This window comes from Streptomyces sp. NPDC000410, assembly GCF_040300305.1.
Classification (GTDB): Bacteria; Actinomycetota; Actinomycetes; order Streptomycetales; family Streptomycetaceae; genus Streptomyces.
The window spans coordinates 30,652-55,785 of sequence record NZ_JBEPDM010000026.1; the positions used below are offsets into that span (position 1 = coordinate 30,652).

The following is a 25,134-nucleotide window of genomic DNA, read 5'->3' on the forward strand; positions in this document are numbered from 1 at the left end:
GCCGGTGGCCTCGGCAGAGCTGGCAGACGCGGCAGCCCCGGTGGCCCTGGCGGGCCCGGTGGCCCCGGTGGCCTCGGCAGAGCTGGCAGACGCGGCAGCCCCGGTGGCCCTGGCGGGCCCGGTGGCCCCGGTGGCCTCGGCAGAGCTGGCAGACGCGGCATCGGTGGCCCCGGCCGCCCCGGCCGCTCCGGCAACCCCGGCAGCCCCGGCGCCGGGCGGACGGCCCGCCGGCAGCGGTCTCGCGGCGGGTGCCGTGGCCCTCCCGCTCTCGGCCCGTACGCGCCGCGCGGTGACCGCGCAGGCGCGCGCCCTGGCCGAGCTGCTGCGCACCTCGCCGGAGATCTCCCTGGCCGACACCGCACGGACGCTCGCGACCGGCCGGGCACGCTTCGACATCAGGGCCGCGGTGCTGGGCGACGACCGGGAATCGGTGTGCGCGGCCCTCGATGCCCTGGCCGCCGGCGAGGCCGTCGCCGACGTGGCGGCGCCGCGTACGGCGGGCGCCCGTAAGGCCGTGCTGGTCTTCCCCGGCCAGGGCTCGCAGTGGACCGGCATGGCCCGCGACCTCCTCGACCGGTCGGAGGTCTTCGCCGCGTCGATGGAGGCCTGCGCGACGGCGCTCGCGCCGTACACCGACTGGGACCTGCTCGCCACGCTGCGCGGCGACGGGCCCGAGGACGCGTTCGAACGGCCCGATGTCCTCCAGCCCCTGCTGTTCGCGGTGATGGTGTCGCTGGCACAGCTGTGGCGTGTCCACGGGGTGGAACCGGCCGCCGTGGTCGGTCACTCGCAGGGCGAGATCGCCGCCGCCTGCGTCGCCGGGGCCCTCACCCTCGATGACGCCGCGAAGGTCGTGGCGCTGCGCAGCAAGGTGCTGCGCGAGCTGAACGGACAGGGCGGCATGGCCTCCGTCACGGCCACTCCCGACGAGCTCGCGGCGGCCCTGTCGCCGTGGGACGGCCGCCTGAGCGTGGCCGCGGTGAACGGGCCGCGCTCCCTCGTCGTCGCCGGAGAGGCCACGGCCCTGGCGGAGTTCCTCGGATCGCCGCAGGCCGAGGAGATGTCCCCGCGGCGGATCGCGGTGGGCTACGGCTCCCACTCCCCGCAGGTGGAACAGGTCGAGCGGCAACTCGCCGACGTACTGGGCGAGATCCCGGCCCGCTCCGCCTCCGTGCCCTTCTGCTCGACCGTCACCGGCGGCCCGCTGGACACCGCCGGGTTCGACGCGGCGTACTGGTACCGCAACCTGCGCGGGACGGTCCGCCTCGACGAGGCCGTACGGCACCTGATGGGCCAGGGCTTCGACACCTTCATCGAGGTGAGTCCGCACCCGGTGCTGCTCTCCGGCATCGAGGAGACCGCCGACGACCTCGGCCGGGACGTCGTCACCCTCGCCTCCCTGCGCCGGGACCGCCCCGGGACGCGCACCTTCCTGCGCAACCTGCTGGAGGCCTGGGCCGACGGCCTGCCCGTCGACCTCGGGCCGGCCGTGGGGCCCGGCGGCACGGCGGAACTGCCGACCTACCCGTTCGAGCACACCACCTACTGGCCGCGCCCGCGCCGTACCCGCGGCGATGCCACCGCGCTGGGCATGGACACCGTGGCCCACCCCGTCCTGTCCATGGCGCTGGAGATACCCGATGGCGGATACGTCCTGACCGGGCGGATCGCGCTCGGGGACCAGCCGTGGCTGGCCGACCACGCCGTCGGCGGAACGGCGCTGCTGCCCGGCAGCGCGCTGGTCGACCTGGCCCTGACGGCCGGCCGGCACGCGGGCACGCCCGCCGTGGAGGAACTGGTGCTCTCCGCCCCGCTGGTGCCCGGCCCGGCCACCGCCGTGCGCGTGACGGCCGGCGCCCCCGCGCAGGACGGCACCCGCACGGTGGACGTGCACGCCCGCGACGCGCGCACCCCCGACGCGCCCTGGACCCGGCACGCGAACGGCGTCCTCGGCGAGGCCACGGCGCCGCCCCCGGCCCCGGCGGCCTGGCCGCCGCCGGGCGCCCGGCCCATCGACCTGGACGCCGCCTACGCGCGCCTGGCCGACCGGGGCTACGCCTACGGGCCCGCCTTCCGGGCGCTGCGCGCCGCGTGGCAGCGCGGCGAGGAGGTCTTCGCCGAGGCCGAACTCCCCGCGGCCGCGGGGGGCGCCACGGCCGGGGGCGAGAACGCGGCAGCCCCCGGCGACGAGGGCTACCTGCTGCACCCCGTCCTCCTCGACGCGGCCGCGCAGACCCTCGGCCTGAGCCACCTGGCCGACCGGGAAGGGGCGTTCCTCCCCTTCTCCTGGAGCGGGACCACCCTGTACGCGTCCGGGGCCACCACGGTCCGCGTGACGGCGGCCCCCGCCGGCGACGACGCGATGAGCCTGTCGGTGACCGACCCCACGGGAGCGCCGGTCGCCCGGGTGAGCGCCGTGACCGTACGCCCGGCCGACGGCGCGCCGCACCCCGGCGACGGGGAGGAAACAGGCGCCGACGACCTTTACCGGCTGTCCTGGCGGCCCCTTCCCGAGACCGGCACCGCGACGGTGAACTGCGTGACCGTCGGCGGCGGCCCGACGGGGCCCGGCAAGGACTACCCGGACCTGGCGGCACTGGCCGCGGCGGTCGCGGCGGGCGAGCCGGAACCCGAGGCCGTCGTCGTGCACGGTCGTCCCTGGCAGGCGGCGGACCCGGCCGGGTCCGTGCGCGAGAGCGTGCTGCACGCGGCCGGACTCGTCCGCCAGTGGCTCGACGCACCGGAGCGGACCGGCCGCCTGGTGTTCCTCACCCGTCATGCCGTCAGCGCCGGCCCGGCCGACACCGAGGCGGACCCCGCGCAGGCCGCGGTCTGGGGCCTGGTCCGCTCCGCACAGGCGGAGTCGCCGGGCAACTTCGTCCTCGTCGACAGCGACGCGGACCTCTCGGCCCTCGCCGGGCTCCCCGCCGTGCTCGGCCATCCGCAGGTCGCGCTGCGCGGCGACCTCGCGCTCGTGCCGCGGCTGTCCTCCACCCGCGCCGCGGTGGCCCTGCTCCCACCTCGGTCGCCCGCCCGCCTGGAGCCCGCCGGCAACTCCCTGGACGCCCTCACGTTCGCGCCGGCGCCGGACGCCGGGCGGCAGCCGGGCCCCGGCGAGGTACGGGTGGAACTGAGGGCCACCGGCGTGAACTTCCGCGACGTCCTCATAGCCCTCGGCATGTACCCCGGCGCCGCCGTCATGGGCACCGAGGGCGCCGGGGTCGTCACCGCCACCGGCCCCGACGTCACGGGAGTCAAGGCGGGCGACCGGGTCATGGGCCTGTTCGAAGGCGCCTTCGGGCCCGTGGCCGTCACCGACCACCGGCTGGTGGTCCCCGCACCGCGGGGCTGGAGCACCACCGAGGCGGCGGCGCTGCCCATCGCCTTCACCACCGCCCACTACGCCCTGCACGACCTCGCCGGTCTGCGGTCCGGGCAGACCGTCCTGGTGCACGCCGCCGCCACCGGCGTCGGCATGGCCGCGGTCCGCCTGGCCCGGCTGGCCGGGGCGGAGGTCTTCGCCACCGCCAGTCCCGCCAAGCACGACATCCTGCGCGGACTCGGACTGGACGACGACCACATCGCCTCGTCCAGGGAACCGGGCTTCGGACAGCGGTTCCGGTCCGCCGGCGGCGGCCGCGGCATGGACGTCGTGGTCAACTCGCTGACCGGTGCGCTGCTCGACGAATCGGCGCGACTCCTCGCGGAAGGCGGGGCGTTCGTCGAGATGGGCAAGACCGACCCGCGCGACCCGGAACGGTTCCACGGGCGCTACCTGCCCTTCGACCTCGCCGACGCGGGGCCGGACCGGCTCGGCGCGATCCTGGCCGAGGTCGCCGCCCTGGTCGCCGACGGGAAGCTCACGCGCCTGCCGGTCACGGCCCGGCCGCTCCAGCGGGCGTCGGCCGCCCTTCAGCACATGAGCACGGGGCGGCACACCGGCAAGCTGGTGCTCGTCCAGCCGGCACCGCTCGACCCCGACGGCACCGTACTCGTCACCGGCGGAACGGGCACCCTGGCCCGGCTGCTGGCCCGCCACCTCGTCACCGAGCACGGGGTGCGCCACCTGCTGCTGCTCGGACGGCGCGGGCCCACCGCCCCGGGAGCGGACCGGTTCGCGGCCGAGCTCGGGGAGCTGGGCGCGGCCGTGACGACGCTCGCCTGCGACGTCTCCGACCGCGCCGCGCTCGCGGCCGTACTCGACGGCATCCCGGCCGCACACCCGCTGACGGGCGTCGTCCACACCGCCGGGGTGCTCGCGGACGGCCTGGCCGCCTCCGTGCAGCCGGACGCGCTGGCCGAGGTCTTCGCGCCCAAGGCCGACGCCGCCTGGCACCTGCACCAACTCACCGAGGGCCGCGACCTGAGCTTCTTCGCCCTGTTCGGCTCGGGCGCCTCCGTACTGGCCGGGCCGGGCCAGGGCGCGTACGCGGCGGCCAACGCCGCACTGGACGCGCTGGCCCGGTACCGGCAGGCGCGAGGGCTGCCCGCGACGTCCCTCGGCTGGGGGCTGTGGGAGGAGGCCAGCGGCCTGACGGGCGCGCTGGACGAGCGGGACACCCGGCGGATGGCGCGGGCGGGCATGCTGCCCCTGCCGACCGCACGGGCGCTGGACCTGTTCGACCTCGCGATCCGGCGCGGCGACCCGGTCCTGTACCCGCTGCGCCTGGACACCTCCCGGCCGCAGGGCCCGGACGGTCCCCCCGAGGTGCTGCGCGGGCTGCTGCACACGCCGTTGCGCCGGGCCGCCGGGGAACAGTCCGGCGGCGACGGGCTCGCCGCACGCCTGGCGCCGATGCCGCGCCCCGACCGGCTCGCCGCCCTGACCGATGCCGTACGGGCCCAGGCCGCCGCCGTCGCCGGGTACGACACGGCCGACCCGGTGCCGTCCGGGCGGCAGTTCAAGGACCTCGGCTTCGACTCCCTGGCGTCGGTCGAGTTGCGCAACCGCCTGGGCGCCGTGGTCGGCCTGCGGCTGCCGAGCACCCTCGTCTTCGACCACCCGACGCCCGAGGCGGTGGCCGCCTACGTGGACAACAAGCTGTTCGCGGACGCGTCCGGCGCACCGCAGGCCGGCCCGCGGCGCCCGGCCGGCGAGGTCGCCGAGCACCTCGCCGCACTGGAGGCGGCACTGGACGGCTGGCGGGAGGCCACCGAGGACGAGGCCGGTGAACGCAGGGCGATCGAGGCGCGGCTGACGGCCCTGCTCGGCAGGTGGAGCGCCCTGGGCGGCGGGGACTCCCGCACGGCCGTCGTGGACGTCGACACCGTCGACGACGAGGAACTGTTCGCACTGCTCGACCAGCGGTTCGGCGAGGGGAACGAGGGACGATGAGCGGGGACCAGGAGACCACCCGGACCAAGGTGAGCGGGGACCAGGAGACCACCCGGACCAAGGTGAGCGGGGATCAGGAGACCACCGAGACCAAGCTGCGCCGCTACCTGCGGCGGACGGCCGGGGACCTGGAGGCCGTCAGCGCGCGGCTGCGGGAGACCGAGTACCGGGCCGGCGAGCCGATCGCGATCGTCGGCATGGGCTGCCGGCTCCCCGGTGGCATCGACAGCCCCGCCGCCCTGTGGGACTTCCTCATGGCGGACGGCGACGCCGTGGCGGGCCTGCCCACCGACCGCGGCTGGGACACCGCCGCCCTCGACGGATGCGAAGGAGGGTTCCTGTACGACGCCGCCGGCTTCGACGCGGACTTCTTCGGCATCTCGCCGCGCGAGGCGCTGGCCATGGACCCGCAGCAGCGGCTCCTGCTGGAGGTCGCCTGGGAAGCCCTGGAACGCGCCGGCTTCGACCCCGCGTCGCTGGGCGGCACCGCCACCGGAGTGTTCGCCGGAGTCGGCGCCGTCGACTACGGGCCGCGCCCCGACGAGGCGTCACCGGACGTGCTGGGATACCTGGGAACGGGCACGGCCTCCAGCGTCGCCTCCGGCCGGGTGGCGTACGCGCTCGGCCTCGAAGGCCCCGCGCTGACCGTGGACACCGCCTGCTCCTCCTCCCTCACCGCGACCCACCTGGCCATGCAGTCGCTGCGCCGGGGGGAGTGCACGACCGCGCTCGCGGGCGGCGCCACCGTCATGAGCACCCCCGGCGCGTTCACCGAGTTCCGCAGCCAGGGCGGACTGGCCGCGGACGGCCGGTGCAAGCCCTTCGCCCGCGCCGCCGACGGCTTCGGCCTGGCCGAAGGCGTCGGATTCCTCGTGCTCCAGCGGCTGTCCACGGCACAGGCGGAAGGCCGCCGGATACTGGCCGTGCTGCGCGGCTCGGCCGTCAACCAGGACGGCGCCAGCAACGGCCTCACCGCACCCAACGGACCGGCCCAGCAGCGGGTGATCCGGCAGGCGCTCGACGACTCCCGGCTCGGCCCCGCCGACGTCGACTACGTCGAGGCGCACGGCACCGGAACCACGCTCGGCGACCCCATCGAGGCACACGCCCTGCTGGAGACCTACGGCGCCGGGCGGCCCGAGGACGCTCCGCTGTGGATCGGCTCGGTGAAGTCCAACATCGGACACACCCAGGCGGCCGCCGGCGTCGCGGGCCTGATCAAGACGGTGCTCGCCCTCCAGCACGGCCGGCTGCCCCGCCTCCTCCACCTCGACGCACCCTCGCCGCGGATCGACTGGGAGACGGGCGCCGTCGTACCGCTCGCCGAGAGCAGGCCGTGGCCGCGCGGCACCCGGCCGCGCCGCGCGGGAGTCTCCTCGTTCGGCATCAGCGGGACCAACGCGCACGTCCTGGTCGAGGAGGCCCCGGAAGACGGCCTGGCCTCCGGGCCGTCGGCCGGTGGCGTGGAACCCGGCCTGGCCTCCGGGCCGTCGGCCGGTGGCGTGGAACCCGGCCTGGCCCCCGCGCCGTCGGCCGGCGGGTCGGAACCCGGCCCGGCCCCCGAGCCGCCGGCCGGCGGCCGGGAGGAGGCAGGACCGTACCCGCTGCTCCTGTCCGGCCGGACCGAGGGCGCCCTGCGGGACCAGGCCGAACGGCTCGCCGCCCATCTGGAGCGGCCCGGCGCCGCCCCGCTGCCGGACACCGCCTTCACCCTCGCCACCCGGCGCACCGCGTTCGAGCACCGCGCCGTGGTGGTCGGCGGCCGCGCGGACGCCCTGGCCGCCCTGCGCGCCGTGGCCCGCGAGGAGCCGCACGCGCAAGCGGTCACCGGCACCGCGGCCCCGGGCAGCCGGAAGGTCGTGATGGTGTTCCCGGGGCAGGGGTCGCAGTGGCAGGGCATGGCCGCCGAACTGCTCGCCGCCTCGCCGGTCTTCGCCCGCTCCATGCGCGCGTGCGAGCAGGCGCTGGCCCCCTACACCGACTGGTCGCTGACCGAGGTGATCGCCGACGGCGCGCCGCTGGAGCGGGTGGACGTCGTCCAGCCCGCGCTGTTCGCGGTGATGGTGTCGCTGGCGGAGCTGTGGCGGTCCCACGGTGTCGAACCGGCCGCGGTCATCGGTCACTCGCAGGGGGAGATCGCGGCCGCCTGCGTCGCCGGCGCCCTCTCCCTCGACGACGCCGCGAAGGTGGTCGCGGTGCGCGCCAAGGCGCTGCGGTCCCTCGCCGGCACCGGCGGCATGGTCTCCCTGGCCCGCTCCGAGGAGCAGACAGAGGCGCTGCTGGCCCCCTATGGCGGAGCCCTGACGATCGCCTCGGTCAACGGCCCGGGGGCGGTCGTGGTGGCCGGTCCCCGGGAGCACCTGGACGCGCTGCTCGACGCCTGCGTGGCGGGCGGCGTCCGGGCGCGGAACATCCCGGTGGACTACGCCTCCCACTCGGCCATGGTCGAGCCGCTGCGCGAGGAGCTGACGGCCGCGCTGTCCGGTGTCGTCGCCCGGACGGCACCCGTACCCCTGTACTCCACGACGACCGGTGAGCCGGTCGACACCGCCGTCATGGGGGCCGACTACTGGTACCGCAACCTGCGCGAACCGGTGCGGTTCGCGACGGGGACGCGCCTGCTGGCCGAGGCGGGCTTCGACGCCTTCGTCGAGGTGAGCCCGCAGCCGGTGCTCGGCCCCGGCATCGAGGCCACCCTGGACGCGGTGGGGGCCGACGCGGTGGTCCTGAGCACCCTGCGGCGGGACGCGGGCGGCCTCGACCGGTTCCTGGCGGCGCTCGCCGAGGCACATGTGCGCGGCGTACGGACCGACTGGCGGCCCGCGCTGCCGGACGGCGCCGTGGCCGACCTCCCCTGCTACCCCTTCCAGCACCGCCCGTTCTGGCACACGGCCCCCGACCGCCGCACCGGACCAGCCGCCCAGGGGCGGCGCTACCGGGTGGAATGGCGAGACGCCGCGTGGGAGGCGGCACCCCTCACCGGCCACGTCCTCCTGGTGACCGGCCGTCAGGTCCCGGGCGCCTGGTACGACACGGTCCGCACTGCCCTCGAAGGTGCCGGTGCCACGGTCACCGCCGTCGACTGCGGCGGACAGCGACGCGCCGAGGCCGCGGCGGCCCTGCGCGCGGCCGCGGCCGACCGGGAGCCGACGGCGGTCCTCTCGCTGCTCGCCCTGGACGCTCCCGAGGACGCCCCCGTGGACGGATCCGCCGACGCGCCGCACCTGCCGGCCTGGCGGACCCTGACCCTGGCCCAGGCCCTGGGCGACGCGGACGTCGAGGCGCCCCTGTGGGTGCTGACCCGGCGGGCCGTGGCCGTGACCGATCAGGACGGGGAGCCGGACCCCGCGCAGACGGCGGTGTGCGGCCTCGGCCGGGTCATCGGTCTGGAACACCCCACGCGCTGGGGCGGGTCGATCGACCTGCCCACGCCGGAGGGGGACCTCGTCGCGGCGATGGCGGCGGTGCTCGCCCGGCCCCGGGACGAGGACCAGGTGGCGATCCGCGCGACCGGGACCAGCATCCCCCGGCTCGTGCCCGCCCTGGCGGACGCGTCGGCGGGCACGTCGGCGGGCACGACGGCGGGCACGTCGGCGGGCACCCCGGCGGACGCGTTGGTGGAGACCTCGGCTGACGCGTTGGCGGCCACCTCGTCGGGCACCCGGGCGGCCACCCCGGCGGCCACCTCGGCCGACGCGTCGGACATCCCGGCGGCCACCTCAGCGGACGCACCGGCCGACGTGCGCGGCTGGTCCCCGCGCGGCACGGTCCTGGTGACCGGGGGCACCGGCGGAATCGGTGCCCATGTCGCGCGCCGCCTGGCGCGCGCCGGCGCCGCACATCTTGTCCTCACCAGCAGGCGGGGCCCGAAGGCACCGGGCGCCGGGCGCCTCAAGGAGGAACTGGCCGCCCTGGGCGCCGGGGTGACCCTCGCCGCCTGCGATGTCGCGGACCGGGACGCGCTGGCCGCGCTGCTGGCCGACGAGCGCGCGCACGGCAGGACCGTCGACGCCGTCTTCCACACGGCCGGCGTACCGCAGTCCACGCCGCTGGACCGCATCACCGAGGAGGAGTTCGCGAGCGTCACCGCCGCCAAGACCGCCGGGACGGCGCACCTCGACGAACTGTGCCCCGACGCGGAGGCCTTCGTCCTGTTCTCGTCGAACGCCGGAGTGTGGGGCGCGACCCGTGCGGGCGCCTACGCGGCGGCCAACGCCTTCCTGGACGGCTTCGCACGGCGGCGCCGTCACCGCGGGCTGCCCGCGCTGTCCGTCGGGTGGGGGCTGTGGGACGGACCGGGCATGGCCGACGACGCGGGCCAGGACTTCCTGCGCCGCCAGGGCATGCGCCCGATGCCGCCCGAGCAGGCCCTCGCCGAACTGGACGCGTGCCTGGACCGCGACGAGGCCGCTGTCTGTGTCGCCGACCTCGACCTGCCGGCGTTCCTCGACCTCATGGGCGCCGCACGGCACCGGCCGCTGTTCGACGAACTCGCACGAACGCTGCCCGCCGCCGGGCCGGCCGGCCAGGAGCGGGAGGAGGCGGAGCAGGGCCGCTCCCGGCTGCGGGAGAGGCTGCTGCCGCTGCCGGCCAGGGAACGCCGGGAACACCTGCTGCGTCTGGTGCGGGCCGAGACCGCCGCGGTGCTCGGCCACACCGACGCCGGGGCCGTCGACCGGGACCGCGCCTTCAGGGACCTCGGTTTCGACTCGATGACCGCGATCCAGCTGCGCAACCGGATCACCGCCGCGACCGGCCTGCGCGAGGCGACCACCCTGGTCTTCGACCGGCCCAGCGTCACCGCTCTCGCCGACTACCTGCTCGACCGGCTCTTCGGCTCCGAGCAGACCCCGGCCATCGGGGCGGAGCCCGAGGCGGGGCCGCGGCCGGCCGGCGGCGCCCCGCGCGAGGACGATCCGATCGCCGTCGTGGGCATGGCCTGCCGGCTACCCGGCGGCATCGACTCCCCGGAGAGTCTGTGGGAGTTCATCGCCGCGGGCCGTGACGCCGTCTCGGAGCTGCCCACCGACCGCGGCTGGGACCTCGACCGCCTCTGGGACACCGCTGCCGACGGCACGGCCGGCCCCCGCTACGGGGCCTTCCTCGACGGCGCGGGGGACTTCGACGCGGCGTTCTTCGGGATCTCCCCGCGCGAGGCGCTGGCGATGGACCCGCAGCAGCGCCAGGTCCTGGAGGTCGCCTGGGAGGCGCTGGAGAACTCCGGCATCGACGCGCGCTCGCTGCGCGGCACCGACACCGGGGTGTTCCTGGGCGCCGCCTACCAGGGCTACGGCCACGGCGCCGAGACCCCCGAGAGCAGCGAGGGCTATCTGCTCACCGGCGGCTCACCCGCCGTCGCCTCGGGCCGGGTGGCGTATGTGCTGGGTCTTGAGGGTCCCGCGCTGACGGTGGACACGGCGTGTTCGTCGTCGTTGGTGGCGCTGCATCTGGCGTCCCGGTCGCTGCGGGACGGGGAGTGTTCGCTGGCGGTGGCCGGCGGGGTGTCGGTGATGGCGGGAACCGAGGTCTTCGAGGAGTTCTCGCGTCAGGGCGCGCTGGCCGCCGACGGGCGCTGCAAGGCCTATTCCGAGCAGGCCGACGGCTTCGGTTTCGCCGAGGGTGTGGGGCTCGTGGTGCTGGAGCGGCTGTCGGACGCGCGGCGTAACGGTCATCAGGTGCTGGCGGTGGTGCGGGGCAGTGCGGTGAACCAGGACGGGGCGAGCAACGGTCTGGCGGCGCCGAGCGGTCCGGCTCAGCAGCGGGTGGTGCGGCAGGCGTTGGCCGCCGCGGGTCTGACGCCGGATCAGGTGGATGCGGTGGAGGGGCATGGGACGGGGACGGTGCTGGGTGATCCGATCGAGGCGCAGGCGTTGCTGGCGACGTACGGGCAAGGGCGTGATCCTCAACGGCCTTTGTGGCTGGGTTCGTTGAAGTCGAATATCGGGCATGCGCAGGCGGCTGCGGGTGTGGCTGGTGTGATCAAGATGGTGTTGGCGTTGCGGCATGGGGTGTTGCCGGGGACGTTGCACGCGGGTGTGGTGTCGCCGCATGTGGATTGGTCGTCGGGTGCGGTGGAGGTGTTGCGCGAGGCGCGCGAGTGGCCGCGTGACGGTCGTCCGCGTCGGGCGGGGGTGTCGGCGTTCGGTGTGAGTGGGACGAACGCGCATCTGATCGTGGAGGAGCCCCCCTCGGCGGGTCAGGAGGCGGAGTCCTCCGGGGGCCCGGTGGGTGTGCTGGAGGCCGCGGGCGTGGTGCCGCTGGTGCTGTCGGCGCGTACGGACACCGCCCTGACCGCCCAGGCCCGACGCCTGACCCCGGTACTGGCGGACGCGGCCGGCACCGACGCGCTGGAACGCGCGGGCCGCACGCTCGCGACCGGACGCACCCACCACGAGCGCCGCGCCGTCGTCCTCGCCGAGGACCACGACACGGCCCGGGACCTCCTGCGCCGGCTCGACGAGGGACTGCCCGCTCCCGGCCTGCTCACCGGCACCGGTACCGGTGGTGGTGGGCGTCGTGTGGTGTGGGTGTTCCCGGGTCAGGGGTCGCAGTGGGTGGGGATGGGGCGCGGGCTGCTCGATGTCCCGGTGTTCGCCGAGGCGTTGGAGGAGTGCGATGAAGCGCTGGCGGAGGTGGCGGGTTTCTCCGTGCTGGAGGTGATCCGTGGTGTGGAGGGTGCTCCGTCGCTGGAGCGGGTGGATGTGGTGCAGCCGGTGCTGTTCGCGGTGATGGTGTCGTTGGCGCGGTTGTGGCGGGCGTGTGGTGTGGAGCCGGACGCGGTGGTGGGGCATTCGCAGGGGGAGATCGCGGCGGCCCATGTCGCGGGGGCGTTGTCGTTGTCGGACGCGGCGCGGGTGGTGGCCCTGCGGGCCCGTGCGCTCGCCGAACTCGCCGGCCACGGCGGCATGACCTCCGTCCCGCTGCCCGAGGACCGGGCGCGCGAACTGATCGCCGACTGGCCGGGGCGGGTGAGCGTCGCCGCGGTCAACTCCCCGGCGTCGACCGTGGTGGCCGGAGACCCCGAAGCGCTCACCGAGCTCGAGGAACGCTGCGCCGCCGACGGAATCCGGGCCAGGCGCATCCCCGTCGGCTACGCCTCCCACACGCCCCACATGGAGCCGCTCCGCCGGCGCGTCCTCACCGACCTGGCGGGAGTGGCACCCCGGTCGTCGGACACGCCGCTCTACTCCACGCTGCGCGGCGAACGCTGCGACACCGGCGTCATGGACGCCGCGTACTGGTACGACAACCTCCGCTCCCAGGTCCGCTTCGACGAGGCGATCCGCGCCGCCCTCACGGATGGCTACGACACCTTCGTCGAGGTGAGCCCGCACCCCGTGCTCACCACCGGCGTCCAGGAGACCGCCGAGCGGTCCGGTAACTCCGGGAACGAGGTGCTGGTCCTCGGCAGCCTGCACCGGGACGAGGGCGAACGGCACTTCGTCCGCGAACTCGCCCGCGCCCACGTGGGCGGCGTACCCGTCGACTGGCGGGCCGTCTTCCCGGACCGTGCGCCCGCGCACCTGCCCACCTACCCCTTCGAGCACCAGCGGTACTGGCTGGCGCCCGAGGTCCCCGACCGGGTGGCCGACTGGCGCTACCGCGTCGAGTGGCGGCCCCTCTCCCCGGCCGAGGGCCCGCTCTCCGGGAAGTACCTGGTGGTCGGCTCCGGCACCGGGCCGCGCGAGGACGCCGTGGTCCGCGCCGTCGAGGACGCCGGCGGCACGGTGCTGCGGCTCACGACGGACGCGGTGGCGGCCGGACGGGACGGTCTCGCCAAGGAGCTGGGGGAGGTCGTTCCGGACATCACCGCGGTGATCTCCCTGCTGGCCCTGGAGGAGCCGGCGGACGGCCCGTACGACGAACTGCGGGCCACCACCGCCAACCTCGCCCTCCACCAGGCGCTCGGCGACGCGGGCGTCGAGGCGCCCCTGTGGCTGGTGACGTGCGGGGCCGTGGCGGTGGAACAGGACGGCACGACCGGCACGACCGGCACGACCGACCCGGCCGACCCGGCGCAGGCCATGGTCTGGGGCATCGGACGGGTGATGGGCCTGGAGGCCCCCGAGCGCTGGGGCGGCCTGCTCGACCTGCCCGAGCAGCTCACCGGGCCCGTACTGCGCCGGTTCACCGCCTGCCTCGGGGCCGCGGGGGACGAGGACCAGCTCGCCCTGCGCGAGAGCGGCTGCCACGCCCGACGGCTCGTCAGGGCCCCGCTCGCACCCGGCAGGGCCCCGTGGCAGCCATCCGGCACGGCACTGATCACCGGCGGTGCCGGAGCCCTCGGCGGCCACGTCGCCCGCCACCTCGCCCGCGCTGGGGCGGACCATCTGGTGCTGGTCGGCAGGTCGGCGGGAGCGACGCCACGGGACACCGAGCTGGCGGCGGAACTGACCGCCCTGGGCGCCCGGGTGACCTTCGAGGCCTGCGACGTCACCGACCGGGCGCGGCTGACGGAACTGGTCAGCGGGATACGGCGGCAGGGGGAGCGGATCCGTACGGTGATGCACCTGGCCGGCGTACCCGACGGACGGGCCGTGGCCGACCTCGACCCGGACGAGCTGGCGCGCGTGACCCGGGTGAAGACGGCCGGCGCCGGGCTGCTCGACGAACTGTGCCCCGACGCCGAGACGTTCGTGCTCTTCTCCTCCAACGCGGGGGTCTGGGGCAGCGGCCTGCTCGGCGCCTACGCCGCGGGCAACGCCTACCTCGACGCACTGGCGCACCGGCGCCGGGCCCAGGGCAAGGCCGCGACCAGCGTCGCCTGGGGCGCCTGGGCGGACGGCGGCATGGCCGACGCCGACCTGCCCGGCCTGATCCGGCGGGGGCTGCGCCCGATGGCGCCCGAGAAGGCGGTACGGGCCCTCCAACAGGCCCTGGACCAGGGGGACACCTGCGTCTCGATCGCCGACGTCGACTGGAACCGGTTCGCCGTCGGCTTCACCGCCGCCCGGCCGCGCCCGCTCATCGAGGACCTGCCCGACGCCGCCCGGCAGGCGCCCGCCGCGGCTGCCCAGGACGGGCCGGGACACGGCCCCAGCTGGCGGGACCGGCTGTCCGGCCTGCCCGCGGACGAGGCCGAGGCAAGGCTCGCCACCTGGGTCCGCGCGCAGGTGGCGGCGGTGCTCGGGCACCCGGACCCGGAAGCGGTGGGACTGGACCAGCCCTTCACCGGGCTGGGTTTCGACTCCCTGACGGTGGTGGGCCTGCGCAACCGGCTGCAGGACGTCACCGGACTGGCCCTGCCCACCACCCTGGTGCTCGACCACCCCTCCGCCACCCGCCTCGCGGCCCACCTGCGGCCCCTGCTCACGTCGGGGACACCGCACGCCCCGGCCGCCCCCGACGGAGGCGACGGCATGCTGCGCACCCTCTACACACGCTCCGTACGGCAGGGACGCTTCGACTCCTACCTGGAGCTGCTCGGGGAACTGTCCGAGCACCGGGACCGCTTCGAGGGCCCCGAGGACCTGGCCTCCCCGGTCGAACTCGTGGAACTGGCCTCCGGCCCGGGTGAGGTCCGCCTGATCTGCTGTGCCGGTACGGCGCCGGTGGCCGGGCCGCACGAGTTCCTCCGGATCGCCGCCGCCCTCGACGGCCGGATGCCGGTGTCCGCGCTGCCGCAGCCGGGCTACGAGCCGGGCGAGCAGGTGCCCGCGTCGATGGCGGCGGTCCTCGGGGTCCAGGCGGACGCCGTCCTCAGGTCCGCGGACGGGCCGTTCGTGCTCGTCGGCCACTCCGCCGGCGCTCTGATGGCGTACGCCCTGGGGGCCGAACTCGCCGACCGCGGCCGCCCGCCGCACGGCATCGTCCTGATCGACGTCTACCCGCCCGGACAGCAGCAGGCGGTGCAGGGCTGGCTCACGGAGCTGACCGACACGATGTTCGGCCGCGAGGGGGTGCGGGTGGACGACACCCGGCTCACCGCCCTGGGCACGTACCACCGGTTCACCCGCGCGTGGCGGCCCCGGGACCTCGCCGTCCCCACGCTGCTCGTCCGGGCCTCCGAGGCGCTCGGGGTGTGGCCGGAGGGCGAGTCCTGGCAGGCCACATGGCCGTTCCCGCACGACTGCGTGGACGTGCCGGGCGACCACTTCTCGATGGTGCACGAGCACGCCGGGGCCGTCGCCGACCGCATCCACACATGGACGGGGAACATGGCATGAAGACCACCACAGACCGAAGCCGGCTCGGCAGCCGGCTCCAGATGGCCCGCGGCTGGTACTGGGCCTTCGGCGTGAACGGCGACCCGTACGCGATGCTCCTGTGCGGCCAGGACGACGAACCGGGCCGCTGGTACGAGCAGATCCGCTCGGCCTCTCCCGCACTCTTCCGCAGCCGCTCCGGTGCCTTCGTCGTCACCGGGTACGAAGCCGCCGCACGGGTACTGGACGGCCCCGGGTTCACCCGGGCCGCGGGGGAGACGGCCGCGGACTGGGCACAGCCGTTCCTGGACGTGCGCACGGGCGCCGGCCCGCCGCTCGCCGCCGTGGAGGAACTGGTCGCGGAATACCGCGCGTTGCTGCCGAGGCCGGGGACACGCTTCGACCTGATGCGGGACCTCGCCCGCGAGGTCCCGGTCTGCGGCCTGGCCGCGCGCCTCGCTCCGGGCGGCGTGGCCGCGCGCCTCGCTCCGGGCGGCGTGGCCGCGCGCCTCGCTCCGGGCGGCGTGGCCGCGCGCCTCGCTGCGGACGCCGTGACCGCCCGCCTCGCTCCGGACGGCGAGGACGCGCGACGCCTCGCTCCGGACGGCGAGGACGCGCGAGCCCTCGCCGCCCTGCTGAGGTCGAGTGCCGGGGCACTGGACGCCCGGCTGACCCCGCAGCTGCTCGCCGTGACCGAACAGACCCTGGCCGCCCTCGCGGGCCTGCGCGAACGGGCGGGCGCCGACGGCGTCCTGGCGGGGGCCGGCTGCGAGACGGCGGCCAACACGGTGTGCAACGCCGTGCTCGCCACCCTCAGGACCCCGGGCCTGGCCGGCCGGCTGGCCGACGACCCGGACCTGGCGGACCGCATCGTGGCGGAGACCCTGCGCACCGCGCCCCCGGTCCACCTCGAATGCCGCTACGCCACCGCCGCCCGGACGGTCCACGGCACCACGCTCGCGGAGGGTGACGAGGTGGTGGTGGCCGTCGCGGCGGCCAACCGCGATCCGGAGGCGTTCGCCGCGCCCGACCGGTTCGACGTGGACCGCCCGGACGACCCACCGGCCCTGACGTCGGGCCTCGGCCACCAGGACGGCCTGGACGCGTTCGCGGCCCGGCACGCCGTCGCGGCACTGCGCGCCCTCGCCACGACGCTGCCCCGCATGACCCTGGCGGGCCCCCTGGTCCACCGCCGCCGTTCGCCCGTACTGCGGGGCATCAGCCGGTGCCCGGTCGAGATCTAAGGACTGCCGATGCGTATCGTCTTCTCCTCCATGACGAGCAAGACCCACTTCTACCCGCTCGTCCCGCTCGCCTGGGCCGCCCGCGCGGCCGGGCACGAGGTCCGGGTCGTCGGATCACCGGGGCTGACCGAGATCACCACCACCGCCGGTCTCACGGCGGTGCCCGTGGGCGAGGACGTCGACCTCGTCGGGCACATGAGCGCGGTCGGCGAAGACATGATCAAGTACGTGCGGTCACTGGAGTTCACCGACGCCGCCCTGGGGACCGCGTCCTGGGATCACCTGCTGGGCATGCAGACCGCCCTCACGCCCAACCTCTTCGCGCTGATGACCCCCGACTCGCTGATCGACGGGATGGTCGATTTCTGCCGCGCATGGCAGCCGGACCTGCTGATATGGGAACCGCTGACCTTCGCCGCCCCGATCGCGGCCAAGGTGACCGGAGCGGCCCACGCCCGGCTGCTCTGGGGCCCGGACATCACCACGAAAGCCCGCCGCGCCTTCCTGGACCTGAGTCGGAGGCAGGAGCCGGAGCACCGGGAGGACCCCTTCGCGGAGTGGATCGAATGGACCCTGCGCCGGCACGGGGTGGAGCCGGAGCCGGGCTTCGACGAGGAGATGGCCGTCGGCCAGTGGACCATCGACCCCGTACCGGCGAGCATGCGCCTCGACCTGGGGCTGCCGACCGTGGGGATGCGCTACGTCGACTACAACGGCCCCTCCGTCGTACCGGACTGGCTGCAGAAGCCGCCCACCAGGCGCCGGGTGTGCATCACGCTGGGCGTCTCGGGGCGCGACAGCGGGGTGGAGGTGATCACCACCGGCGAGATCCTGGACGCCGTCGCCGACATCGACGCCGAGTTCGTCGCCACGCTCGACGCCCACCAGCTGGAATCCGTCCCCCGCGTCCCCGACAACGTCCGCACGGTCGACTTCGTCCCGATGCACGCCCTGCTCCCCACCTGCGACGCGATCGCCCACCACGGCGGGCCGGGCACCTGGCACACCGCGGCGATCCACGGCGTGCCGCAGATCCTGCTGCCCCACGGGTGGGACACGGACGAGCGGGCCCGACTGACGGAGGACATCGGCATGGGCCTGTCCCTCCCGGTCGGGAAACTGACCGCCGATCGTTTCCGGGAAAGTGTCGTACGCGTCCTCGAGGACCCGTCGTTCCGTGCGGGCGCGGCGAAAGTGCGGGACGAGATCCTGTCCGAGCCGGCGCCGACGGAAGTCGTCGGTGTGCTGGAGAAGATGACCGCGGCGCGACGCGCGGGACGGGCTCGCGGTAACTGAACCCGGGGTGCCTCTTTCGGAGATCGGTCGGTCCGCGAAACCTTCGCCCCCGTCCAGCGGGTTGCGGCGGATGAGCTGCTTCACACAACGTTGATTTGAAATTTGTGGGCAGTTGGTCGGTGCTTCCCCCCGGCGGCGGAGCTGTTGTCGACGTCGTGAGGCTCAAAGAAGAGCACAAAGCATTTTTCGCAGAAACGCCAATCATTCTGTAGACCAGGAGCGGTTTTAACGTCATAGGGTAGGAGATAGGCCTGCCCCTCCGCCGCGTGAAGGGCCGTGCGCTACCCGAGCGTCAACGCCAGGTCAGGAACCGGGGCAGCCACCTGTGCGCCTCCACGAGGTCGGCTTCCCGTTGCGCCCTGGAGCAGGCAGGATCGGGAGCCATGCGGATTCTGGTCATGGGCGGTACATGGTTTCTGGGAAAGAGCGTCGTGGATGGCGCGCTTCGCCGCGGTTGGGAGGTGACGACGTTCAACCGCGGCCGGTCCGGACGCGACGCACCAGGAACGGAAGCGGTACACGGCGACCGGACGAGCCGGGAGGACCTGCAGCAGCTCGCCGTGCAGGGGCCTTGGGATGCGGTGATCGACACGTCAAGCTCGGAACTGCCCCCTCGAGATGTCCGCCTGGCCGCGCAGGCTCTCCGAGACCGAGCCGCCCGATGGGTGCACATCTCCACCGTGTCCGTGTACGCAGGATGGCCGCACCGGACACTCACTGAGGACGCCACACTGTTGGACTGTCCGCCTGACGCTGACGAGACCCATGGCCACACAGGCGCAGATGGATCCCCGACGAAATACGGGTTTCAGAAAGCAGGCGGGGAGCGCGCCATTGCCGAGTCATTCGACGACCGGGCCGTGTTCCTGCGCCCAGGTGTGATTCTCGGGCCGGGCGAGTACGTCGGCCGGCTCCCATGGTGGCTGAACCGGGCACACCGAGGCGGACGGATCCTGGCACCGGCACCAGCCGAACGCTGTATTCAGCCGGTGGACGTGCGCGACGTAGCCGCATTCGCCTTGGACCAGGCCGCCGTCTCGGACAGCGGCGCCTACAACATCGCGCACCCGGAAGGGATCAGCTTCGGTGACTTCCTCGAGGCATGCCTGACATCCACCGAGGGCGCTGGCCGACCGGTATGGGTGTCCCCGGAAGTGCTCGCCGAATATCGAGTGAAGCAGTGGACCGAGCTCCCACTATGGCGAACCCACGACGGCGTGTGGTCAGTGGACTCCAGCAGGGCTGTCGCGGCCGGGCTGACGTGCCGGCCGCTCCGCGAGACGATCAACGACACCTCGGCGTGGCTGCGGGCTGACGGTCGGCCCGTGGACCACACACGATGGGCGGACCACGGAATCGACCCTGACAAGGAAGCCAAGATTCTGGCCTCCTTCGCCAGCTGATGCTGCGCTAGCTGTGCTGTCGCACGAGGTTGGTGCCGCCGTGCGCGACCTACACGCTGCGTAGGTCGCGGAGCATGACTGCATACAGCGGGGAATCGGGGAACGGCTGCTGTTCGCCGACCTTCCGGTACCCCCATCCCTCGTACATCGCCTGGAGCCGGGGCCGTTTGGTGTCAACCGTGAGCACGGCCAGGGCCTCGCTCCGGCCGTCGAACAGGGCGGCGTGCAGCCGCTCACCGATTCCCTGCTTCCGCCACTTCGGCCTGAGCATCAGTTCCGACACCGAGAACGTCGCCGGGTCGGCCGGCGGGATGTCAAGGTGGTCGCGCCACCATTCCCGGCCCGGTTCGCCGGGCGCGCCGTAGGTGAAGCCGACCGGCTCATCCCCGTCGTAGGCGATCACGCACGCGAAGCCCTCCCGGCCTCCCCAGTGGTCCACGAACCAGGGGAAGCGTTGTACGAACTCCTCATGTTTCCGGTCGGCGTAGGCATCGGCGTGGACATCGAGAAGGGTTTGCCGGATGCCAGGGAGGTCGTCATGGGCATAGCGGCGCATGGTGACGGTCATGCAAGGCTCCATTCGGATCGGTATCGGTCAGCCCACTCTCGCGCGACCTGGGTGGACGGCGCGAGGGTGAGTAGGTCGCGGTAGAAGTCTCCGAGCTGGACCCGCAGTCGGCCGGGCAGCGGGCTGCCGGACATCAGCCTGAATACGTCCTCGGTGGTGCTGCAGGCTTGTTCGGCGTCGCCCTGGTGGAGCTGGGCCAGGGCGAGGTCGACGGTGGTCATCGCCCGGTTGCGCCGGTAGGCGCCGGGAAGCGCGCCCAGTGCCCGATGTGAGGAGGCCTCGGCCTCCGCGGGATCGCCGAGGATGTTACGGGCGACCCCAGTGAGGGCGTGGAGCTCCGCGCGCCCGTAGAAGGCGATCCAGGCGGGTCGTGGGCGGTCCTGTGCCCGTTCCAGGGCTTCTTCGGCATAGCCGAGCGAGCGGATGGTGGCCTGTCGGTCTCCGCGCTCCGCGTGCCCGAGGGCGGTACGGGCGTGGGCGAGAGAGCCGAACAGCGGATCGCGGCGGGTGATCGCCGTGGCCTGGGCGGCCTGGGCTGCGGCGATGCCCTCGGCGTAGTCGCCGCGCTGGTGAGCCAGGAGCGCGGTTGCGTTCCATACCCGCATCTGTGTCATGGGGTCCTGCGCCATCCCGGCCAGCCGCAGCGCCTCGCTCACGTGGAGGCGTGCACGGTCGAGCTGGCGGGCGTCGATGCACGACCAGGCGGCGGCCGTGGTGTAGTCGGCGGCGACGGCGAACAGGCGTTGCCTGATCGTCTGTGAGGCTGCCTGTTCTTGGAGGCCGACTGCTTCGGCTGCTCCGGCCAGGGCAGCGCGTTCGAGAGCGCTGTGTCCGCCGCGTCTCTGGTCGAGGGCGGTGAGCTTGTCCATTCCCTCGCGCAGCCGGATCACGTCGGAGGTGCCCACGCTGGTGGGGCGGGAGTCGGCGGCAGGCAGTACGGCGGCGGCGACCGCGGTAGCGGCAGCGACGCAGAAGCGGCGGCGGAGCATGTGGGAGAGATCCTCTGCGGGTGGTGCGGGCGTGCCGGGGGGCAGGAAGCCGAGACAGGCGTCCGTACATCCGAATACTGCACGCAGTGCGGCGCGCTGTCGCTCGTGAGGCCATCGGGATTTTCCGGTCGTCCAGTTCCGTACGGTCCGATCCCCGACCGTCCCCCGGGGACCAGCGGCTCTCAGCTCGTCGTTCACCCTGTCGGCCAACGCACCCTGTTTGAAGCCGTGTTCGAGCATGTGGGCCTGCAGCCGGAGATTTTCCACACACTCACCGTAACCGCGTAATCATGCAGCGTGGAGAGGGTCTACTGGGATCGCCCGCTCAAAATTTCCGGTCACCGCGAGTAGCGACCGGGCGCTTTTTCCTACCCGTTGACCTGCCTTTGGCGTTGGACTGGACAAGTGCCGCCACGGACTCCACGCCCCGCAGCGGTACACGGCGCCCCCATCCCCTGCCCCCCTGGGGGATGGCGACGCCTCCTCTGCCACCGACCAGGACGAGGCTCCCCGATGACCACGAAGCAGCAGGAGCGCCAGGAGCACGAGCAGCAGGCGACCCCCGTGGAGTGCACGGCGGAGGCCACGGAACACGCGCTCGCGACGGCGGCGGAGACCATCGGCGAAGAACCGCCGTGTGGTTGCCCGCAGCATAGGAGGCAGCAGTGACCACGCCTCCGCCTCGCCCTGCGATTTCCGCGCCGCCTCCAGGGCCGTCCCAGGAGCTGCTTGATCGCGTTGCCGACGGCTGGGAGAGCTTCTGCCGTCGCTCCGAGCCCTTGGCGCACGTCACGGATCCCACCGCGCCACGCGCGATCGCGGTTCTCGGAACACGTCCGCCGGTCGGCACGATCGTCCGCGCCATGGACGCTCCAGGCCTCCTGGTCGGCGAGCTTGTCCGCTACGGAAGCCTCCTGCACCCGGACGCCGGTGTCCCCTACGTGCAGCCGCTTGACGGCGGGATGGCGTTTCAGGCCGTCCCGGAATACCTGCGGCCGGCTACCCGCGAAGAGATCGAGCAGGCCCGAACCGGGAGCACGTCATGACCGGTCTGGTGGACGCGCCGGTGATCCGGCTCGATCGGTTGAGCCCCGCGCAGCGTGCCGGACGCTCGTGCGCCTGGTGCTCCTTCTGGGCCGATCCCCGCTACCGCGTACCTCTCCTCCAGGACGTCGCGGTACTGAGGGCCTGTGAGACCTGCGCCGGCACGTACGGCATCACCCCCGTGGAGGACGACCATGACTGACCAGCAGCCGCCCCGGGTCGGCGATGAAGTCGTTTCTGATCATCTCGGAACCGCCCGCCGTGCTCCTCGCGTGTCCGACCGGTAGGAGTCGAGCGGGGAATCACGGGGAACCAGGGCGACGCAGCGCTTCGCTCGCAGGTCAAGAGTCCCGCAGGTCAGCAGGTATCCGCATTCGTGGTCTTCCAAACAGGTGCTCCAGGACGGGGGCAGCGGCGTTGGTCGCGGGTGGTGTTGACAGGCCGCGGGGGGCGAACGACGGTCGCAACATGGACGCTGCGCGGCCCAGCCGCAGTCATGACGATGCCTGGGCGGAAATGTTTGCCTTATGCGGGCCGCCGCATCAGGACCCCTGGGCCGAGGCCATGTGGCCCGTAATTCAGGTGGCAGCCCGTGATGAGCTGCTCCGGTCGATGTATCCGTGGCTCGCTATGTGCCAGCTGTACGTGTCAGAGTTCGACGACATGCGGGATCGACACGAGCCATTTCCCAGGATCGCGGCTCGCGGCGACCACTACGTGGTGATCGCTTACCCCCCGTGGCCAGGTCACGTCCTGTTTGAGACCGAGGATCCTGCCGAGGCTGTTGCCCTGGCGGCTGGTCTGACGCGCGAGGCCTTGGCGAACGACTCGGGCAGCAACTGACGGCAGTCTGACGGCAACGTCAGCGAACGCCACGGTACGCAGCGGTGCGTCACGGGGTGTCAGCCTTGGTCGTTGTCGGCACGAAGCGATCCCCATGCCGTCCGGTCAACTCGCCTGAAAAGCGAACGGTCAGCCGCATCCGCGTGCCTGCTGCGGCGGTCACATGGTTGCGCGGCAGTCCATGATGGCAACATGACCAACGAGCCGATCAGCGCCCCGCCAGCAACCACTCACGTCGACGTGGTGGCCGATGAGGTCACAAGAGTGTTCACATGGCAGGACGACGCCCGCATCGAGGTACGCAACCTCGGAAGCGAGATCGTCATTGAGGCGAACGCCGCAGGACTGCGCACCCTGGCCGGTCACCTGCTCACCCTCGCCAAAGACGGCACCCCGGACGGAGCCCATCTGCACCTCGAGGGGAACAACGGTCTCGAAGAAGGCTCCGCGAGCCTGGTCCTGGAGCGCTGCGGCGAGGAGTAGGCGCGTGCCACATTCGTGCCCATGAGGGGGAGAGCACCGCGGTTAGGGCCTGCTGCGAAAGTGGATCTTGTTCGTTGGTCATCACCCTGTCGTGGTACGTAGTGATCTGACGAACAGTCAGCGGCGGGAGTCTCGTCGGTCCGGGTCCGCCGTCGTATGCCATCCCTCAGCTCCCGCCGGAGTGCATGCTTCCCCTTCCAGCCTTCGTGTCGTACGCGCGTTCTGGTGTGGGAGGCTTCAGGGAGTACAAGTCACGGGGGTGCACAAGTGCGCAGAAGACGCGTGCGGAAACTACTGCGGTCGATGGCGACCGGGGAGCCGGTCACACTCCACCTCTCCTCCTCGATCACGTTCAAGGGTATGACTCAACTCGCCCTTGTCGCTGAGCAGTTCGGGTACGTGTACATGGACCTGCACATGAACATCGAGGGACGGTACTTCACCATGCTGCTCCTGCCGGACCGCAGCGAGCACGCCCGGGCCCGCGCAGCGGCGAACTGGGCCCGCTATCCCCACGCGGCCGACGGACGCTCACTGCCGCCCGACGAGCCTGAGGCGCGCGAACTCCTCAAGGCCCGGATGTGCACAGACCTCGGCCGCCAGTATTCGACCAGGCACCGGGTGGTGATCGCACTCGTCCCCGCCTTGACGGCCACCTTGGGCCTCTGGTTCGAGTTCGGGCCGGAGAACAGGACCGCCGCCCTCGTCCTCGCGGGCAGCTCCCTCTTCCTCTTCTCGGCTCTCATTCTCCTGGGGATCGCGTACAGCCGACGCGGCTCCACCAAGTACACGAGGCAGCTGGAGGCCGCCGGGTTCACCGCCGTGACCGACCGGAACGGGCGACGGCGCTACTACCCGCCCGGCCGGCACCTCCCGGGGCCCGACAGCCTCCTGTTCCCCGCGAACGAGCTACGGGACTAGGGTCTGTTGTGAGAGTGCTGGTCACAGCCACTCGTTGAGGACTGCGACCAGCACGGTCGCCTCGTAGCGAACGGCGAGCTTGTCGAATCTGGTGACCACCGCCCGGTGGCGCTCGAGCCGATTGATGCCGCGCTCGACCGCGTGACGCTGCTTGTCTACTGGAGTCGCTGCTCACGCTCGCCGGCAGCGAGCACGGCCGCGACCACGTCGAGGAGGTGGACCTGAGCGGGATCGTGCAGCAGGCGATCCGCGATCGGACGGCAGACGTCGAACGTCACCAGCTCCGGGTCAAGGCCGCCGTCCGTCCCGCCTGGGTCATCGGCGATCCCACACTGATCGCGCGGCTGGTCGCGAACCTCTGCGACAATGCGGTCCACTACAACACCCTGGGCGGTGTGATCGATATCAGTACACGCCTCGACACCGGCCGAGCGGTGCTGGTCATCGCGAACACCGGGCCCGTGGTCCCGCCCGACGAGGTGCACCGTCTCTTCGAGCCGTTCCAACGGCTGCACCGGGTCTCCGACGACGCTCATCACGGGCTCGGCCTGTCGATCGTCCGCGCCATCGTGGCCGCGTACTCCGCTGAGCTCAACGCGTACGCACGGCCGGGGGGCGGTCTGGCGGTCGAGATCGCGTTCCCGGCGGCCGAAGCGAACCCCCGACCCGCGGGCTGAGACGCCACCCGCAAGGCTTGGCGGGCCGTCGGCGTCGCGGGCCGCGACGGGAACGGATCGGCGGAATGCCCCCTGATGGGTAATCGATCCGCGCCCCGGCCGGAAGAACCCGAATATTCGAGGAGAACCCGGCCTCCGTAACGGAGAGAAAGCGCGGGAATGCCGGAGCGGACAGCGGGCTCGCGG

The 25,134-nt window shown here is 73.4% G+C and carries 13 protein-coding genes and 1 pseudogene; 11 read left to right on the forward strand and 3 right to left on the reverse strand.

Annotated elements, in window-relative coordinates; translation table 11 throughout:
* Window positions 1-4: 4 nt before the first annotated feature.
* From ABT342_RS23835 to ABT342_RS23855, 5 genes are all read left to right on the forward strand, one after another.
* Window positions 5-5,335, forward strand: a complete 5,331-nt coding sequence (locus ABT342_RS23835) for an SDR family NAD(P)-dependent oxidoreductase (protein WP_351577348.1) — start codon at window positions 5-7, stop codon at window positions 5,333-5,335.
* Complete coding sequence (locus ABT342_RS23840; protein WP_351577351.1) at window positions 5,332-15,501, forward strand: SDR family NAD(P)-dependent oxidoreductase; 10,170 nt, start codon at window positions 5,332-5,334, stop codon at window positions 15,499-15,501. Before ABT342_RS23835 ends, ABT342_RS23840 begins: the two co-directional genes overlap by 4 nt.
* On the forward strand, window positions 15,498-16,724 hold the full coding sequence (locus tag ABT342_RS23845; RefSeq protein ID WP_351577354.1) for a cytochrome P450: 1,227 nt from the start codon (window positions 15,498-15,500) through the stop codon (window positions 16,722-16,724). Before ABT342_RS23840 ends, ABT342_RS23845 begins: the two co-directional genes overlap by 4 nt.
* A 9-nt stretch (window positions 16,725-16,733) precedes the next feature.
* On the forward strand, window positions 16,734-18,020 hold the full coding sequence (locus ABT342_RS23850) for an activator-dependent family glycosyltransferase (RefSeq protein WP_351577357.1): 1,287 nt from the start codon (window positions 16,734-16,736) through the stop codon (window positions 18,018-18,020).
* A gap of 383 nt (window positions 18,021-18,403) precedes the next feature.
* A complete protein-coding gene (locus tag ABT342_RS23855) occupies window positions 18,404-19,423 on the forward strand; it encodes an NAD-dependent epimerase/dehydratase family protein (protein ID WP_351577360.1) in 1,020 nt (339 codons plus the stop codon).
* Window positions 19,424-19,472: 49 nt separating this feature from the next.
* Here ABT342_RS23855 and ABT342_RS23860 read toward each other — a convergent pair whose 3' ends face one another.
* Together ABT342_RS23860 and ABT342_RS23865 are read right to left on the reverse strand one after the other, a co-directional pair.
* Window positions 19,473-19,991, reverse strand: coding sequence for a GNAT family N-acetyltransferase (locus ABT342_RS23860; RefSeq protein ID WP_351577363.1), 519 nt, complete (start codon window positions 19,989-19,991; stop codon window positions 19,473-19,475).
* Entirely contained in the window at window positions 19,988-21,247 is a 1,260-nt protein-coding gene (locus ABT342_RS23865) for an NsdA family TPR-like regulatory protein (protein WP_502965601.1), read from the reverse strand. Before ABT342_RS23865 ends, ABT342_RS23860 begins: the two co-directional genes overlap by 4 nt.
* A gap of 246 nt (window positions 21,248-21,493) precedes the next feature.
* Here ABT342_RS23865 and ABT342_RS23870 point away from each other — a divergent pair, with 246 nt between their 5' ends.
* The 5 genes from ABT342_RS23870 (at window position 21,494) to ABT342_RS23890 (ending at window position 24,271) form a co-directional block, all read left to right on the forward strand.
* Entirely contained in the window at window positions 21,494-21,649 is a 156-nt protein-coding gene (locus ABT342_RS23870) for a hypothetical protein (RefSeq protein WP_351577369.1), read from the forward strand.
* 373 nt (window positions 21,650-22,022) lie between these two features.
* Window positions 22,023-22,226, forward strand: coding sequence for a hypothetical protein (locus ABT342_RS23875; RefSeq protein ID WP_351577372.1), 204 nt, complete (start codon window positions 22,023-22,025; stop codon window positions 22,224-22,226).
* 266 nt (window positions 22,227-22,492) lie between these two features.
* On the forward strand, window positions 22,493-22,867 hold the full coding sequence (locus ABT342_RS23880) for a DUF6193 family natural product biosynthesis protein (RefSeq protein ID WP_351577375.1): 375 nt from the start codon (window positions 22,493-22,495) through the stop codon (window positions 22,865-22,867).
* 192 nt (window positions 22,868-23,059) lie between these two features.
* Window positions 23,060-23,350, forward strand: a complete 291-nt coding sequence (locus ABT342_RS23885; RefSeq protein WP_351577378.1) for an Imm32 family immunity protein — start codon at window positions 23,060-23,062, stop codon at window positions 23,348-23,350.
* 360 nt (window positions 23,351-23,710) lie between these two features.
* On the forward strand, window positions 23,711-24,271 hold the full coding sequence (locus ABT342_RS23890) for a hypothetical protein (protein ID WP_351577381.1): 561 nt from the start codon (window positions 23,711-23,713) through the stop codon (window positions 24,269-24,271).
* Window positions 24,272-24,292: 21 nt separating this feature from the next.
* Here the strand turns inward: ABT342_RS23890 and ABT342_RS38260 are convergent.
* Window positions 24,293-24,433 (reverse strand): annotated as a pseudogene (locus ABT342_RS38260) (IS5 family transposase); the annotation flags it as partial.
* A gap of 53 nt (window positions 24,434-24,486) precedes the next feature.
* Between ABT342_RS38260 and ABT342_RS23895 the strand changes: the two are divergent.
* Complete coding sequence (locus ABT342_RS23895) at window positions 24,487-24,948, forward strand: sensor histidine kinase (RefSeq protein WP_351577383.1); 462 nt, start codon at window positions 24,487-24,489, stop codon at window positions 24,946-24,948.
* The last annotated feature ends 186 nt before the right edge of the window (window positions 24,949-25,134 follow it).

Coding starts and splice junctions, on each gene's coding strand:
- ABT342_RS23845 (WP_351577354.1), top strand. CDS start 15,498: ATGAAGACCACCACAGACCGAAGCCGGCTCGGCAGCCGGCTCCAGATG.
- ABT342_RS23880 (WP_351577375.1), top strand. CDS start 22,493: ATGGACGCTGCGCGGCCCAGCCGCAGTCATGACGATGCCTGGGCGGAA.
- ABT342_RS23860 (WP_351577363.1), bottom strand. CDS start 19,991: ATGACCGTCACCATGCGCCGCTATGCCCATGACGACCTCCCTGGCATC.
- ABT342_RS23855 (WP_351577360.1), top strand. CDS start 18,404: ATGCGGATTCTGGTCATGGGCGGTACATGGTTTCTGGGAAAGAGCGTC.
- ABT342_RS23885 (WP_351577378.1), top strand. CDS start 23,060: ATGACCAACGAGCCGATCAGCGCCCCGCCAGCAACCACTCACGTCGAC.
- ABT342_RS23840 (WP_351577351.1), top strand. CDS start 5,332: ATGAGCGGGGACCAGGAGACCACCCGGACCAAGGTGAGCGGGGACCAG.
- ABT342_RS23875 (WP_351577372.1), top strand. CDS start 22,023: ATGACCGGTCTGGTGGACGCGCCGGTGATCCGGCTCGATCGGTTGAGC.
- ABT342_RS23890 (WP_351577381.1), top strand. CDS start 23,711: ATGACTCAACTCGCCCTTGTCGCTGAGCAGTTCGGGTACGTGTACATG.
- ABT342_RS23870 (WP_351577369.1), top strand. CDS start 21,494: ATGACCACGAAGCAGCAGGAGCGCCAGGAGCACGAGCAGCAGGCGACC.
- ABT342_RS23850 (WP_351577357.1), top strand. CDS start 16,734: ATGCGTATCGTCTTCTCCTCCATGACGAGCAAGACCCACTTCTACCCG.